The 14,397-nt window shown below is 73.0% G+C and carries 14 protein-coding genes; 8 read left to right on the top strand and 6 right to left on the bottom strand.

What is annotated here, in order from left to right:
* The first annotated feature begins 167 nt into the window (after positions 1–167).
* Positions 168–2,231, top strand: coding sequence for a hypothetical protein (locus tag DSM112329_RS16690; RefSeq protein ID WP_354697688.1), 2,064 nt, complete (start codon positions 168–170; stop codon positions 2,229–2,231).
* Positions 2,232–2,347: 116 nt separating this feature from the next.
* Positions 2,348–4,006, top strand: coding sequence for a putative manganese-dependent inorganic diphosphatase (locus DSM112329_RS16685; protein ID WP_354697687.1), 1,659 nt, complete (start codon positions 2,348–2,350; stop codon positions 4,004–4,006).
* A gap of 48 nt (positions 4,007–4,054) precedes the next feature.
* On the opposite strand, the gene DSM112329_RS16680 is transcribed toward DSM112329_RS16685, so the two are convergent.
* Positions 4,055–5,095: a dipeptidase gene (locus DSM112329_RS16680; protein ID WP_354697686.1), complete on the bottom strand. Its 1,041-nt coding sequence runs from the start codon at positions 5,093–5,095 to the stop codon at positions 4,055–4,057.
* Positions 5,096–5,136: 41 nt separating this feature from the next.
* Here DSM112329_RS16680 and rarD point away from each other — a divergent pair, with 41 nt between their 5' ends.
* A complete protein-coding gene (gene rarD / locus DSM112329_RS16675; RefSeq protein WP_354697685.1) occupies positions 5,137–6,036 on the top strand; it encodes an EamA family transporter RarD in 900 nt (299 codons plus the stop codon).
* Positions 6,037–6,057: 21 nt separating this feature from the next.
* On the opposite strand, the gene DSM112329_RS16670 is transcribed toward rarD, so the two are convergent.
* Positions 6,058–6,753 carry a hypothetical protein gene (locus tag DSM112329_RS16670; protein WP_354697684.1) on the bottom strand — a complete coding sequence of 232 codons (696 nt, stop codon included), beginning with the start codon at positions 6,751–6,753 and terminating at the stop codon, positions 6,058–6,060.
* Between the two features lie 65 nt (positions 6,754–6,818).
* Here DSM112329_RS16670 and DSM112329_RS16665 point away from each other — a divergent pair, with 65 nt between their 5' ends.
* Positions 6,819–7,877: an aldo/keto reductase gene (locus tag DSM112329_RS16665; RefSeq protein WP_354697683.1), complete on the top strand. Its 1,059-nt coding sequence runs from the start codon at positions 6,819–6,821 to the stop codon at positions 7,875–7,877.
* 36 nt (positions 7,878–7,913) lie between these two features.
* Here the strand turns inward: DSM112329_RS16665 and DSM112329_RS16660 are convergent, their stop codons facing one another.
* Together DSM112329_RS16660 and DSM112329_RS16655 are read right to left on the bottom strand one after the other, a co-directional pair.
* Entirely contained in the window at positions 7,914–8,696 is a 783-nt protein-coding gene (locus DSM112329_RS16660) for a DUF427 domain-containing protein (protein ID WP_354697682.1), read from the bottom strand.
* A gap of 19 nt (positions 8,697–8,715) precedes the next feature.
* Entirely contained in the window at positions 8,716–9,204 is a 489-nt protein-coding gene (locus DSM112329_RS16655; RefSeq protein WP_354697681.1) for a phosphoribosyltransferase, read from the bottom strand.
* 48 nt (positions 9,205–9,252) lie between these two features.
* On the opposite strand from DSM112329_RS16655, the gene DSM112329_RS16650 reads away from it, so the two are divergent.
* Both DSM112329_RS16650 and DSM112329_RS16645 read left to right on the top strand, forming a co-directional pair.
* Entirely contained in the window at positions 9,253–9,816 is a 564-nt protein-coding gene (locus DSM112329_RS16650; RefSeq protein ID WP_354697680.1) for a TetR family transcriptional regulator, read from the top strand.
* 192 nt (positions 9,817–10,008) lie between these two features.
* Positions 10,009–10,308: a hypothetical protein gene (locus tag DSM112329_RS16645; RefSeq protein WP_354697679.1), complete on the top strand. Its 300-nt coding sequence runs from the start codon at positions 10,009–10,011 to the stop codon at positions 10,306–10,308.
* Between the two features lie 216 nt (positions 10,309–10,524).
* Here DSM112329_RS16645 and DSM112329_RS16640 read toward each other — a convergent pair whose 3' ends face one another.
* The gene (locus DSM112329_RS16640) at positions 10,525–11,886 is read right to left on the bottom strand and encodes a cytochrome P450 (protein ID WP_354697678.1); all 1,362 of its coding nucleotides are present in this window, start codon (positions 11,884–11,886) and stop codon (positions 10,525–10,527) included.
* A 130-nt stretch (positions 11,887–12,016) separates the two neighbouring features.
* Between DSM112329_RS16640 and DSM112329_RS16635 the strand changes: the two genes are divergently transcribed.
* Entirely contained in the window at positions 12,017–12,508 is a 492-nt protein-coding gene (locus DSM112329_RS16635) for a carbonic anhydrase (protein ID WP_354697677.1), read from the top strand.
* A gap of 60 nt (positions 12,509–12,568) precedes the next feature.
* On the top strand, positions 12,569–12,868 hold the full coding sequence (locus DSM112329_RS16630) for a hypothetical protein (RefSeq protein ID WP_354697676.1): 300 nt from the start codon (positions 12,569–12,571) through the stop codon (positions 12,866–12,868).
* Positions 12,869–12,969: 101 nt separating this feature from the next.
* Here the strand turns inward: DSM112329_RS16630 and DSM112329_RS16625 are convergent, their stop codons facing one another.
* Positions 12,970–14,340, bottom strand: coding sequence for a hypothetical protein (locus tag DSM112329_RS16625; protein WP_354697675.1), 1,371 nt, complete (start codon positions 14,338–14,340; stop codon positions 12,970–12,972).
* Positions 14,341–14,397: the final 57 nt, after the last annotated feature.

The following is a 14,397-nucleotide window of genomic DNA, read 5'->3' as shown; positions in this document are numbered from 1 at the left end:
CCGATCGGCAGCGTGCGAACGGTCTCCCGCAGCGATCGACTGCGAGCCGGCGGGACTACGTCGACACAGGAGCGGGTAGGGGCCGACGCGGGGCATCAACGGAACGTCAAGCTCGGAGGCAAGACATGGTCGGAAAAGTCGGTTTGGGGCGGTGCGCGGCACTCGTCGTGACCGCAGTGCTGGGTGCGGCTGCCGCTGCCCCCGCGGCAGACGCCGCGGCGACGGGGCCCACCGCGATCGGCCAGGACTCGCAAGGCGTGTCCTACGTCGGGTTCGCCACCGGCACGACGCTCATGCGGATCGATGCCTCGGGCGCTGTCCTGCCGTCGATCCCGCTCGACCAGCCGGGGCCGGTGGACGGCATCAGCGTCGACCCGTCGAACAACGTGTGGGTCGACTACGGCGGGAGCGTCTCCCAGCTCACCTCGGCCGGAGCGGTCGTCAGCCACTTCGATCACGCCGTCGCCCCCAGCTGCCCGGACGACGCCGCGCACGACCCGGCCCGTTACGGCGGCATCGCGGTGACGGCCAGCACGGTCTTCGTCGCCGGCCGCTGCAACAACGCGATCGAGGTCTACTCCCGGACCGGCGCGCTCCAGAAGACCGTCACGCTGCCCTCCGGCGGCTTCCCGCGCGGGATCGCCTACGGCGTCGCCCAGAACGGCCAGCCGGCCAAGCTCTACGTGGCGCTGCCCGATCAGGGCAAGGTCGTCACCTACAACGCCGACACCCTCGCCAGCGGCTCGCAGCCGATCCACACGCTGACGCCGGCCACGCCGGGCGGCGGCAGCACCCCGGCCCCGGGCGGCGTGTTCACCGACATCTACGGGCAGCTCATCGTGACGGACATGGCCAACAACGCCGTGTACTTCTACGACACGAACAACAACTACAGCTTCTACCGCACGCTCGGGCATCCCCCGGGAGCGAGTTCGACGCTGGGCTCGCTGAGCAACCCGTCGGCACTCGCCGTCCACGCGCAGGACGGGACCGCGCTCGCCAACAACCTGTTCATCGCCGACACCGGCAACCAGCGCGTGCAGCGCTGGGACAGCGGCGGCTACACCTACTGGGGCACCGCGGCCGTCGCATCGGCCAACCCGCCCGCGGCCGCGCCGACCAACCTCACGAAGCCGGGGATCACCGGTACCCCGGCCGTCGGCCAGACCCTGACCTGCGGCAACGGCACCTGGAGCGGCAGCCCGACCTCCTACACGCGGACATGGAACCGCGACGGGACGCCGATCAGCGGCGCGACGGCGACCACCTACGCCGTGGTCGCGGCCGACGCCGGCAAGCAGATCACCTGCGCCGTGAAGGCGATCAACGCGTCCGGCACCAGCGCGGCGTCCGTCTCCGACCCGGTGACGGTGGCCGCAGCGGCCTCCGCCCCGGCGAACACGGCCGCTCCGACCATCACGGGCACCGCGACGACGGGCCAGACCGTCACCTGCCAGCCCGGGACCTGGACCGGCTCGCCGACCTACGCGTACCGCTTCCTGCGCGGCACGACCCAGGTGGGGACGAGCAGCACGTACGTCATCACCGCAGCCGACGTCGGCCAGGCGCTGACCTGCGTCGTCACGGCGACGAACGCCGGTGGCTCGACCAGCGCGACGTCCGCTCCCGTCACGCCGACGGCGGCAGTCGCCTGCCCCGGCCGCGTGGGTGTGTCGATCAACGGCGGCGCGTCGTTCACGGCGAACCAGGCCGTGACGCTGACGATCAAGCCGCCCGCCGGCGCGACGTCGGTGCTGATCGCCAACGACGGTGGCTTCGGCACGGCCACGACGCAGGCCCTCGCCGGGAACTGCGCCTACACCTGGACGCTGGCCGTGTCCGGCACCGAGCGCCTGCCCAAGACCGTGTACGTGCGGTTCGCGGGTAGCGGCTTCGACAACAACCAGACGTTCACCGACGACATCGTGCTCGACAAGACGGCGCCGTCATTGGCCACGTCGCGCGTGAGCCGCTCGGTCGCGACGTCGGGCGCGAAGCTCCGCGCGCTGCCGGCCGCCGCCAAGGCCCGGAAGGCCGCCTGGGTGCTCGCGGTCAAGGCCAAGGACAACAGCTCGGGCGTCGCGAAGGTGCAGTACGCCAGCAAGCGCGGCGCGAAGGGCCGCACGGTCGCCTACCGCGCGCGCCTGACGGTGAGCTCGCCGACCGCCGCGCGCTGGGTGCGGGTCATCGACCGCGCGGGTAACCCCAGCCGCTGGGTCCGCAGCCGCTGACACCGGACGACAACGGCGGCGTCTGCCCGTGCTGGGCGGCGCCGCCGGTGTCCCGCGATGACCCGGCACCGCGCGCACCGCGCCGGACCGCCGGGAATCCATAGGATTGCCCTCTCGTGAAGAACGTCGATCCTCGCTCCCGCCACAACCGTCCCGAGCGCGTGTACGTCGCCGGTCACCGGAACCCGGACACGGACTCGGTGTCGGCGGCGATCGGCTACGCCGAGCTGAAGACGCTGCTCGACCCGACGATGGAGTACCGGCCCGCCCGGCTCGGCGAGCTGAACCCGCAGACCACCTGGGCGCTGGAGCGCGCGGGGGCCGAGTCCCCGCAGCTGCTCGCGCACATCATGCTGCGCGCGGGCGACGTCATGCGCGAGGAGTTCCCGGTCGCGGGTGCGAACACGCCGCTGCGTCACGCCGGGCAGGAGATGGGGGCGGCCGGCCTGGAGCTCGTGCCCGTCGTCGACGACGACGAGAACCTGATCGGCGTGCTCACCGAGCGCGCCCTCGCGCGCCGGTACGTCCGCGAGTCGGCCGAGGCGCCGAAGCTGCTCGGGCCGACCGCGGTGGCGACGATCGCGGAGGTCCTGGAGGGCGAGCTCGTCTCCGGCGACGCCGAGCTGTGCGTCGACGGCCGCGTGTGGGTGCTGGCGCGGGAGATCGCCACCATGCTCGGCGTCCTCTCCGACGGCGACGTCGCGGTCGTCGGCGATCGCCACGACGCGCAGCTGCGCGCGCTCGAGCTCGGGATCTCCGCGCTCGTGGTCAGCAGCGGCACCGAGGTGCCGGCAGCGACGCTCGAGCTCGCACGCCAGCACGGGACCCCCGTCATCGCGACGCCGCTCGACTCCTACGTCGCCGCCCGCATGATCACGCTCGCGTGCCCGTGCAGCGCGCTGGCCGACCCCGAGCCGCTGACGGTCCGCGCCGGCGACCTCATCTCGGACATCTCCGACGACGTCAAGGACGTCAGCTACCGGGCTGCGGTCGTCCTCACGCGGGACGGTCGCCCGATCGGCCTCGTCACCCGTGCCGACCTCGTCGACCCGCAGCCGCGCAAGGTCATCCTCGTCGACCACGCGGAGAGCGCGCAGAGCATCCCCGGGATCGAGGAGGCCGAGATCGTCGAGATCCTCGACCACCACCACATCGGCTCGATCGAGACGACGCACCCCGTCCGCGCCACCTTCGACCCCGTCGGCTCGACGAGCACCCTCGTCGCCGAGCAGTTCAACGCCGCCGGCCTGGAGCCGACGCTGTCGACCGCGGGCATGCTCCTCGCCGCGATCCTGTCGGACACGGTCATCCTCAGCTCGCCGACGACGACGCCGCGGGACTCCGTCGCCGTCAACTCGCTGTCCGCACGGCTCGGCGTCGACCCGAAGGACTTCGGGCGCGACATGTTCGAGGCCACCAGCGACGTCTCGGCGCTCAGCGCCCACGACATCCTCGCGCGGGACCTGAAGGGCTACGAGCTCGCCAACGGGCAGACCATCTGCATCGGCCAGGTCGAGACCGTCGGCGACGCCATCATGAGTCGTGTGCAGGAGCTGCGCGCCGAGGCCGAGGACCGTGCCGCCCGCGAGGGGCACCGGCTCATCGCGCTGATGGTGACCGACGTTGCGGTCGGCGGCACGCACCTGGTCGTCGCCGGCGACCACGCGCTCGCCGAACGGGCGTTCAACGCCCAGGCGCACGACGGCGTCATCGCGCTCCCGGGCGTCATGAGCCGCAAGAAGCAGGTCGCGCCGCCCCTGATGAAGGCCGCCTGACCGTCCGGATCCGTGGCCGGTCGAGCCTTCCAGGGGCCGCCGGCTCCTTCAGGCAGGACCGGCGTCGTTCCACCAGGTGGCCAGCACCCGGCGCCAGTTGTCCCACGCGAGCGCCGTCACCTCGGCCTCGGTGAATCCGCCGGCCCGGAAGGCCTCGAGCAGGCGCGGTAGCCCCGCCACGTCGCCGAGGGGCGCGGGGACCGTCGCCCCGTCGAAGTCGGACCCGAGCGCGACGTGCTCGATCCCGATGCGGTCGCGGACGTGGCGTGCGTGCTGGACGATCAGGTCCAGCGGGGTGTCGTCGTCGTCGGCGAAGTCGGGCCGCAGGAACTTGCACGCGTAGACGATCCCGACCAGGCCGCCGGACGCGCCGATGGCGTCGAGCTGGCGGTCCGTCAGGTTGCGAGACGCGCCGCAGATGGCGTGGACCCCCGAGTGGCTGGCGACGAGCGGTCCCGCGTCGAGCGCGGCCACGTCCCAGAAGCCGGCCTCGTTCAGGTGGCTGAGGTCGACGAGGACACCCAGCTCGGCGCAGCGCAGGACGAGCGCGCGGCCGGCGTCCGTGAGCCCGGGTCCGGTGTCCGGGGAGGACGGGAAGCGGAACGGCACGCCGGACGCGAACGCGTTGGCGCGGCTCCAGACCGGCCCGAGGCAGCGCAGCCCCGCGGCGTACCAGAGGTCGAGCGCCTCGAGTCCGGTGTCGATGGCCTCCGCGCCCTCGAGCGACAGGATCGCGGCGGGTGGGCCGTCGCCGTCGCGGGCGGCGTCGAGGTCGGCGATCGTGCGCGCGACGCGCAGGTGGCCGGCGCGCTCGGCGGCGAGCAGGCGGCCGGCGGCGCGGGTGGCATCCGCGGCCGCGAACGCCTGGTCGATCGGCTCGGCGTAGGGGACCTCCTGCGTGCCGTCGGGCAGCGTCCGGACGTCCATCCAGGCGTCGGACGACGGCGTGAAGACCGCGAAGATGCCGCCACGCAGGTTGCCTGCGCGCATCCGCGGCAGGTCGATGTGCCCGCCGTCCCGCCCGCTCACGAGCCCGGCGTGGTCCTCTCGGGTGAGGACGTCGTTGTGCCCGTCGAAGGTCGCGGTCATCGCCGGGACACTATGGCGCTGTGCGACGCTGCACGGGCACGATGCGCGCCGGTGTCCTCTACGGCCTCGGGGCCTACAGCCTCTGGGGCCTCTTCCCGCTCTACTTCCCGCTGCTGGAGCCGGCCGGCTCGGTCGAGGTGCTCGCGCACCGGATCGTCTGGTCGCTCGTGTTCGTGCTGGGCGTGCTGGCGCTCACACGCCGGCTGACCGAGCTGCGCGCCGTCGCCGGCGATCGCCGCCGGCTGCTGCTGCTCGCCGGCTCGTCGGTCCTGATCGCCACCAACTGGGGCATCTACATCTACGCGGTCAGCAGCAACCACGTCATCGAGGCCGCGCTCGGCTATTTCGTCAACCCGCTGGTCAGCGTCGCGTTCGGGGTCCTCGTCTTCGGAGAGCGCCTGCGCACGTTGCAGGTCACGGCGCTCGCGCTCGGGACGGTCGCCGTGATCGTCCTGACGGCGTACTCGGGCGGCTTCCCGTGGATCTCGCTGGTCCTCGCCGCCAGCTTCGGGACGTACGGCCTGCTGAAGAAGCTCGCCGATGTGGGCGCGTCCGAAGGCCTGGCGGTGGAGACGCTCGTCCTCGTCGTGCCGGCGGCGGGGTACCTCCTCGCACTCGGCGCGTCGGGTGACGGCACCTTCACGAACGAGGGAGCGGGTCACCTCGCGTTGCTGGCAGCAGCAGGCCCCGTCACCGCGATCCCCCTGACGCTGTTCGCGGCCTGCGTCACGCGCGTGCCCCTGTCGACGGTGGGGCTCCTGCAGTATCTGACCCCGGTGCTGCAGTTCCTCATCGGGTGGCTGGTCCAGGGCGAGGCGATGCCGACCAGCCGCTGGGTCGGCTTCGCGCTCGTCTGGTCCGCGCTCGTGCTGCTCACGTGGGACGCGCTGCGGTCGGCCTCCGCCGCCCGCGCGCCCGTCCTGCACCCGGAGGCGGCCTGACGCCGCCGGACGCCCTCCTGCTCAGAGGCCCGTCCGCGTGATCTTGAACGCGTAACCGAGCGCGAGGGACTTCTTGAGCGTCTTGCCGGCGTTGATGTAGAGGCGGTAGCTGCCCGGGGTGCGCGTCGGCGGGGCGACGACCGCCTTGGTGTCCGCGAAGCCGCAGGCGTTGGAGCGGCCGAGCGGGATCCGCTTGAGGACCCTCGTGCTCGACCCCTTGACGATGAACGCCGACAGCGCCTGGTTGGCGAAGGGCGTCCCGGAGATGGACACCAGCCGGCTGGACCTGGCCTTCTTCGGTCCGGCGTCGACGTCGATGGCGAGGTTCGTCACGAGGGCGGACCCCACGGACGACACGGCGCCGCCGGCCCCGTTGTCCACGACGCTGAGGTTGACCTTGCGGCCCTTGGACGGCTTGCTGGAGCCGCCGGGGAACGCGACGTCCCGCAGCGTGGCCGTCGCGCTGCCGGTCGCGTCGAAGGTGCCGGTGACCGACCCGGACGACCCGAACGCCTTGCCGGGGGCGCCGGCGCCGAGCTGGAACGGCGCGTTCGGCGTGCCGCCCGAGAGCGCGGCGACGATCGGCTCGGACCCGCCGGCCGGGATGTGGGAATAGCACTTCTGGTCCAGCGTGCCGGTGACGGCCGCAGCGGCGGACGCGGGCACGACAAGGAGCGCGGCGGCACCGGCGGCGCCGAGGAGGGGAAGCCTGATCATCACCGCGTGTTGCCCACCGTCACCGCGCGTGAACCCCATCGGGTACGGCCACTAGCGTGAGGGCCATGGATACACGCTCGCTCGGCCGCACCGGCATGCACGTCACCCCGCTCTGCCTCGGCGCCATGATGTTCGGCGCGTGGGGTGAGCCCGACCACGACGCGTCGGTCGCCATCATCCATCGCGCGCTGGACGCCGGCATCAACTTCATCGACACCGCCGACGTCTACTCGCAGGGCGAGTCCGAGGTCATCGTCGGCAAGGCGCTCGCCGACGGGCGCCGCGACGACGTCATCCTCGCCACCAAGTTCCACGCCGCGATGGACGTCCCGATGGGCCAGAAGGGCGACCCGAACAAGCGCGGGAACTCGCGCCGCTGGATCGTCCGGGAGGTCGAGAGCAGCCTGCGCCGCCTGCAGACAGACTGGATCGACCTCTATCAGGTGCACCGCCCGGAGTGGGACACCGACATCGAGGAGACGCTGTCCGCGCTGACCGACCTGCAGCGCGCGGGCAAGATCCGCGCGTTCGGCTGCTCGACGTTCCCGGCGCACGAGATCGTCGAGTCACAGTGGGTGAGCGAACGTCGCGGCCTCGGGCGCTTCGTCAGCGAGCAGCCGCCGTACTCCATCCTCGCGCGCGGGGTGGAGGTCGACGTGCTGCCCGTGGCCGAGACGTACGGCATGGGCGTGCTGCCGTGGAGCCCGCTGGCCGGCGGCTGGCTGACCGGGCGCTGGCGCAAGGGCCAGGACGCGCCGGACTCCTCGCGGGCGGCCCGCATGCCTGCTCGCTACGACCTCTCCGACCCGGGCAACCAGGCGAAGCTCGAGGCCGCCGACGCGCTCGCCGTGCTCGCGGAGGAGTCCGGCCTGACGCTGATCGACATGGCGCTTGCGTTCACGCTCGCCCATCCGGCGGTGACCTCGCCGATCATCGGCCCGCGGACGATGGACCAGTTGACCACGCAGCTCGGCGCGGTCGACGTCACCCTCGGCAAGGACATCCTGGACCGCATCGACGAGATCGTCCCGCCGGGCACCACACTCGCGGCCGGCGACCGGGGTTTCGTGGCACCACAGGTCACGGACCCGACGCTGCGGCGTCGTCCCAGCGGGCTCGCCTGACCCGCCCGCAGCGGACCCGCCGACGGGTCCGCTACGTCAGGCCGGGGCGACCGTCGTGGTCGCCCCGCTGTCCTCCCAGAACGACACCAGGCCGGCGATCCGCAGCGCCTCGGACAGCGGCTCCTCGTAGGACCAGGCGACATCTTGCACGCCGTTCGCCGACCAGTAGCTCGCGGTCCCCTTGTAGCCGCAGACCGAGTAGGTCGTGCTCGGCTCGAGGTCGCACCGCACGTCCGCGCGCGGCAGGTAGTAGCGGTTCGGGAAGGCCGTCTCCGCGAGCAGGACCGCGCGCGTGCTGCGGGCGAGGATCGTGCCGTCGGCCGCGGTGACGGTCACCGCACGGCTGATCGTCCGGATGTCGATGCGGTGGTAGGGGTCGGTCAGGTGGCCAAGGACCTCCTCGTCCTCGTCGAGGATCTGGTCGAACCGCTCCTCGTAGACGCCGGCGTACCCCGCGAGCCACGGTGCGGACTCGACCGGCGCCTCGTAGGTCCACAGCGCGTCGGCGGACTCGCGGCCGCCGGCACGGACCGTGCGGTAGCTCGCGTCCCCTTTGAACGGGCAGAAGCTCGTGGTGTCGGTGGCCTGCAGCTCGGCGGCCGCGGTCACGTCGGCGAGGGGGACGTACAGCCGCGGCCGGATGCCGGTCTCGTGCAGGAGCATGGCGTCGGCGGTGTCCAAGACGGTCACGTCGCCGAGCTGCAGCCGCAGGCGCCGCCCGAACGGCATGAACGCGATGCGATGTGCCGGGCCGTCGATGGTGTAGTTGGTGGCGGCGGCGTCGCGGCTCAGCGGGCCGCCCGCGGTGGTCAGGCTCATGGCTTTCGGCTCCTCCTCGTCAGGCTTCGGGGACAGCGTCGGCGGCGAGCGCCGGCTCGGCGCTCCACGGGAACACGATCCACTCGTCGGTCCGCCGCCACACGTACTCGCACTTGACCGTCGAGTGGGGCTTCTCGTACAGGGTCGCGACGCGGACCTCGCCGACCCGCGGGCCGCAGAAGTCCTTCACCAGGGCGAGCGTCGCGCCGGTGTCGGCCACGTCGTCGGCGACGAGGATCTTCGCGTCCTCCAGGTCCACCAGCTCCGGCACCGGCGGCAGGATGATAGGCAGCTCGAGCCGCTCATCGACGCCGGTGTAGAACTCGACGTTGATCGTCCATGTGTTCTTGACGCCGAGCGCGTAGGCAAGGCTCGCGGCGACGATCAGCCCGCCGCGGGCGATGGCCAGGATCACGTCCGGCTCGTAGCCGTCGTCGTGGATCGCCTGGGCCAGCTCGCGGGTGGCCGGGCCGACGCCCGCCCACTCGAGGATCTCGCGTTCGCTCACAGGCGGGACGTTAGCGGCGGCGCAGGTCGGCCCGGGTAGGCTGGGGACATGGCCCTCACGTACCCCCAGGCCTGGGTCGATCTGCCGGCTGAGGACAAGCGCGCGCGGGTGCTCGACGCCGCCCGCGAGCTGTTCGCGCAGGAGGGCCTGGGCGCGTCGATGCCGGCCGTGGCCGCCGCCGCCGGCGCCGGTGTCGGCTCCGTGTACCGGCAGTTCGCCGACAAGGACGACCTGATCGCGGCGCTGGTCCTCGAACGGCTCGCGGAGTTCCTCGCCGACCTCGAGTCGATGCGGCCCGGGGCCGACGCGTGGACGGACGTCGAGCGGATGATCTGGCTCGGGGCCGCCTGCCGGGACGGCGGGGACGAGGTCCTCACGCGCGCGATCGTGGCGACGTCGGCGCGCCCCGACGTCAGCGCCGCGCGCGCCCTGGTCGCGGACGCGATCGAGCGGGTGCTGGACCGTGCGCGCGCCGAGGGCACGCTGCGGGCGGACGTCGGCGTGGCGGACGTCCGTCTCGTGTTCGCCGCGGTGCGCGGTGCCGACGGGTACGCGGCCGGCGGCGGCCGCCGGGTGGCCGAGCTCCTGATCGACGGCCTGCGCGCGCGCTGAGCGTCGAGCGCAGCGTGGCCGGGCCGCAGGTGCGGGGCCGGGTGGCGACTCCGCGGGGCGTGCGGTCGACGCGGGCGGGCGGTCAGCCGGACGAGGGGTCTGATCGGCGCGGGACGGTTGCCGTGCGCCACCCTGTCGCGCTACGTTGCTCGCCTGCCGGCGCTCGGCCCGGCGTACCGACCAGGGGAACCCATGCGCACCTTCTCGATTGCCGCCGTCCTGTCGACCGTCGTCCTCGCCGGGCTGGCGTTCGCCCCGAGTGCCGGCGCGCTGTCCGGCTGCGGCTACGCGTCGGGCTACAGCGTCCGCGTCAACGCGCAGACCAGCTGCGGCTTCGCGCGAAACGTCGCGCGTGCCTTCTCGCAGGGCCGCTACCGCCCGCGCGTGTACTCCCCGGCGACCGGCCGCTACTACACGATGAACTGCCGCGGGAGCTACCGCAGCGCCTACTGCACCGGCGCGAACCGGGCGTTCGTCAGCCTGCAGCGCTGACGATCGCCCACGCATCGAGCGTCGGTTGTCCCGCCACCGGTGGCGGGGAAGCCGACGCTCGGTTCGCCTTGCGGCCGGGTGGTGCGTCGAGCGTCGGTTGTCCCGCGGTATGTGACGGGGAAACCGACGCTCGATGCACCCGCGACCCTCCGGTACCCGCGCACGGCTCGCCGCCGGCCGCCGGCCGCGCTTCGTCGCCGCCCCGCCGCCCCCCGGTCAGCCCGCCAGCGCCAGCGCCGCTGCGGTGGCCGGGTCGGCCCCGTTCGCCGCAGAGGCCGGCCGCCGCCGGATCGTCACGCGGCCACCCTCGGCCGGGACGTGGGCGACGCCGCGGAAGGCCCAGCGCTCGTCCGGAGCAGACGCATCCCCGACGAGCTCGACGCGCTCGAGCAGCGTCCGCAGGACGACGTCCATCTCCATGTGCGCGAAGGCCGCGCCGATGCAGCGCCGGATCCCGCCGCCGAAGGGGATCCAGGAGTAGGTGTCGGGCTTGGCGGTGAGGAACCGCTCGGGCAGGAAGCGGTCGGGCTCCGGGAACAGGTCGGGGTCGTAGTGCGTGAGACCCGCGGCCAGGCCGATCCGCGTCCCGGACGGCAGGCGGTATCCGCCGAGCTCGTACTCCTCGCGGGTCAGCCGACCCGCGAAGCTGATGACCGGCCGGCTGCGCTGCAGCTCGCGGATCGTCGCGTCACGGAGCGCCCGGCCGCCCGCGTCGACCTCGGCGGTCAGGCGCGCGGCGAGGTCGGGGTGGCGCCGCAGCCGCTCGACGGCCCACGCGAGCGTGCCTGCCGTCGTCTCGTGGCCGGCCGCGAGCAGCGTGACGAGCTGGTCGCGGATCTCGGCGCTGGTCATCGGCGACCCGTCGGTGTGCGTGGCCTGGACCAGCAGCGCAAGGACGTCGCTGCGCTCGGCGAGCGCGGCGTCGCCCCGCGCTCGCTCGATCAGGATGTCCAGGCGCGCGTCGACCGCGGCGCGATGGGCCAGGAAGCGACCCCACGGGCTGCGGGGCCCCAGGTCCTTCTGCAGGCCGCGCAGCGTGGCCATGCGCGAGCCGCTCTCGACGTAGGGCGGGATCACCCGCTCGAGCACGTCGAGGTCCTCGCCCGCGGCGCCGAACACCGCCCCGAGGATCGCCCGCAGCGTGATCGTCATGAACGAGCCGATCGTGGCGAACTCGGTCCCCTCGGGCCAGCGGTCGATCTCGTCGGCGGCGAAGTCGGCGATGAGCTGCTCGTAGGCCTGCATGCGCTTGCCGTGGAACGGCGGCAGCAGCAGCTTGCGCTGCTCGAGGTGGTACTCCTCGTCGGTCGCCAGCAGCGAGTGCCGTCCCAGGACCGTCCCGAGGGGGCTGCCGGTCCCGGCGTGCAGCACGGTCGGCGACGCGGTGAACACCTGCTTGACCAGCGCCGGGTCCGCGACGATGACCATCGTGCCGATCGCGTGGATCTCGACGCTGAAGAGGTTGCCGTAGCGCCGGCGGAGGCGCTCCAGGTGCGGGCGCTGCCGCGTGAGCGCGGCGACGGTCTGCAGCGTCCGCGGCGTGCGCGGCCCGGGTGGATACGTGGCAGCGACGCTCATCCGGCCATGGTACGCATCAGTACCGCCGAGGTCCAGTCTCTGCCGGCTCGAGGGCAGGCGGATAAACTAGTATTTCCCGATAGGATCAGTAGTGATTATCCGATCGCATATCCATGTCAGGGGTTTCCGCATGTCGACCACCGATTCGCTGCTCGAGAACGCCAAGGCCTACGAGGCCGCCTTCGACAAGGGCGATCTGCCCCTGCCGCCCGCCCGCAAGATCGCCATCGTCGCCTGCATGGACGCCCGCCTGAACCCCTACGGCCTGCTCGGGCTGAACGAGGGCGACGCCCACGTGATCCGCAACGCCGGCGGTGTGGTGACCGACGACGAGATCCGCTCGCTCGCGATCAGCCAGCGCCTGCTCGGCACCGAGGAGATCGTGCTGATCCACCACACCGACTGCGGCATGCTCACGTTCACCGACGACGAGTTCAAGCAGCAGGTCCTCGACGACACCGGAATCAAGCCGGAATGGGCCGCGGAGGCGTTCGCCGACCTCGACATCGACGTCCGGCAGTCGATCGCGCGGATCAAGGCGAGCCCGTTCATCCCCAAGACCGACAGCGTGCGCGGGTTCGTCTACGACGTCCATACCGGGGGCCTGCGCGAGGTCACCTGACACCGTCCATCCGTCGCCGCAGCTGAAGACGCGGCCCGGGCGGTCGATCACGCGGGCACCGTGTCGATCGGCATCTCACACGACCACCGCCACCGGCACCTGCACAACGAGCGCGCGCACGGCGGTAGCTGCACGTGCCGCGGGTGCGGCTACGACGGCTCGGTCGGCGATCTGCTCGTCCTGCGCAACGCGGTCGAGCGGATCGGCAGCGGGGCGGACGACCGCACCGGCTCGGCTGCCGAACCGGGTCGGGAGCCGTCGGCGCCCGCCGGCACCCCCGCCCGCACGATCGAGCGGCTGCGGGACGAGCTCGACAACTACGCCTACCACCGAGGCGGCACGGTCAACGTCTACGCCTGAGCAGGCGGTGGAGCGCGGCGAGACCCGTTCTCAATCGGACTGGGTTGATGAAGAACGGCTCCCGGCGCGGGAATGCCGGGGACGGGACGGCTCCTTCGCGCTCAGGCGACCTTGCGGGCGACCGTCCGCCCGGCGACCGTGAGGCGCAGCGTCAGGCCCTTGCCCTTTGCCCCGGTCAGCGTCAGCCGCAGCGGCCGGCCGGCTTTCGCCGTGCCCTTGCGGGTCGCGAGCGTCCGCGCCCCTCGCACCAGGCGCACCGAGTAGTTGCAGCGCACCGGGCAGGTGATCGTCGCGGTGACCCGGGACCCGCTGCGCACGAGCTTCGTCAGCGTCGGCCGGCGCACCGCCGGCTTGGTGGGCGCCTGGCCGGGAGCGGGCCTGTCCGGGTCGCCGGCCGGCTTGGCGGGACCCGCGTCACCGCCGGGCTTGGCGGGGTCGCCGGTCCCGGTCCCAGGACCGGTGCCGGGCGCCGGTGCCGGTGCCGGGACCGTGTAGGTGGACGACGTCGGCAGGCCGCCCCGCGCGCTCACGAGCCGGACATCCTCCAGCGGGCAGGGCCGGCCCTCGCCGGTGACCGCCCCGAGCCGGGCGACGTGCAGGCCGCTCTGACCGGCGTAGGCCACCCGGGTCCCGTCCGGGGAGAGCGCGGCGCTCGGCGCGCCGCCGCGGTAGAGGTCGCGGCCGTCGTCCGGCAGCGTGCAGAAGCCGGTCACCGACGCGGTCGGCGGCCCACCGGCGTCGGTCTCGACCACGAACTGCGCGTTGCCGCTGCCGACCACCGCGCGGCGGCCGTCCGCGGCAAGGTCGACCGACGTCAGCCCGTCGGCCAGCGGCCAGGGGTCGAACTGCAGCCGCTCCGGCCCCGGTCGCTCCGCGTAAAGGCCTGTGGCGTCCGAGGCCAGCAGCCTGTCCCCGAACCAGTCCACGCCGCTGTAGCCGGCCCGGTCGATGGCCGGGGACACCGGCAGGCCGGGGGCCGTCGGGTCGACGATGGCCAGGTGGGGGCGGTAGGACACGTCCGTGCCCCGGTATTCGAGGTAGGTGTAGGCGAAGAGCTTCCCGGTCGGGTCGATCGACGTCGACAGCGGCCCGGCGTTCAGGCCGGACCCGCCCACCTGCGGCAGCAGGTTCTCGACGACCTGCTTCCCGTCGCTGCTGACCCAGTGCAGCAGCGGGCGGCTGAACTTGCCGTTCGTGATGATCGCCGTCACGTTCCCCGCCGGGTCGACGACCGGCGCCGACGCGACGCGGTCGGGCGCGCCGTCGACGGCCAGCCGCGAACGCCCGCCGTCGGCGTTGACGACCACGACGTCCTCGCCGTCGCGGTAGGCGAACGAGTCGGCGGCGGCGGGCGCGGGAGCGGCCAGCGTGGTGGCGATCGCCACCGCCGCCAGGGCGGAGGCCGCGAGACGGAGCGGCCTGCGCCCCGGCGGCAGGTCTCGGAGGGGCGGGCGGGCGACGGTGCGGAGCATGGGACGATCGTGCCGGGGCCCCGCCGTCCCCACATCGGGGAACTCCCCCGGGTCGGC

Origin of the sequence: Paraconexibacter sp. AEG42_29 (genome assembly GCF_040581415.1) — a bacterium.
Classification (GTDB): Bacteria; Actinomycetota; Thermoleophilia; order Solirubrobacterales; family Solirubrobacteraceae; genus Paraconexibacter.
The sequence above is the reverse complement of the archived record's forward strand: the minus strand, read 5'-3'. Positions and strand labels throughout refer to the sequence as shown.

Bases quoted from the DNA above. Each gene is read 5' to 3' on its own strand.
- rarD (WP_354697685.1), top strand. From the start codon at position 5,137: ATGCGCGCCGGTGTCCTCTACGGCCTCGGGGCCTACAGCCTCTGGGGC.
- DSM112329_RS16625 (WP_354697675.1), bottom strand. From the start codon at position 14,340: ATGCTCCGCACCGTCGCCCGCCCGCCCCTCCGAGACCTGCCGCCGGGG.
- DSM112329_RS16650 (WP_354697680.1), top strand. From the start codon at position 9,253: ATGGCCCTCACGTACCCCCAGGCCTGGGTCGATCTGCCGGCTGAGGAC.
- DSM112329_RS16640 (WP_354697678.1), bottom strand. From the start codon at position 11,886: ATGAGCGTCGCTGCCACGTATCCACCCGGGCCGCGCACGCCGCGGACG.
- DSM112329_RS16680 (WP_354697686.1), bottom strand. From the start codon at position 5,095: ATGACCGCGACCTTCGACGGGCACAACGACGTCCTCACCCGAGAGGAC.
- DSM112329_RS16635 (WP_354697677.1), top strand. From the start codon at position 12,017: ATGTCGACCACCGATTCGCTGCTCGAGAACGCCAAGGCCTACGAGGCC.
- DSM112329_RS16670 (WP_354697684.1), bottom strand. From the start codon at position 6,753: ATGATCAGGCTTCCCCTCCTCGGCGCCGCCGGTGCCGCCGCGCTCCTT.
- DSM112329_RS16660 (WP_354697682.1), bottom strand. From the start codon at position 8,696: ATGAGCCTGACCACCGCGGGCGGCCCGCTGAGCCGCGACGCCGCCGCC.
- DSM112329_RS16645 (WP_354697679.1), top strand. From the start codon at position 10,009: ATGCGCACCTTCTCGATTGCCGCCGTCCTGTCGACCGTCGTCCTCGCC.
- DSM112329_RS16665 (WP_354697683.1), top strand. From the start codon at position 6,819: ATGGATACACGCTCGCTCGGCCGCACCGGCATGCACGTCACCCCGCTC.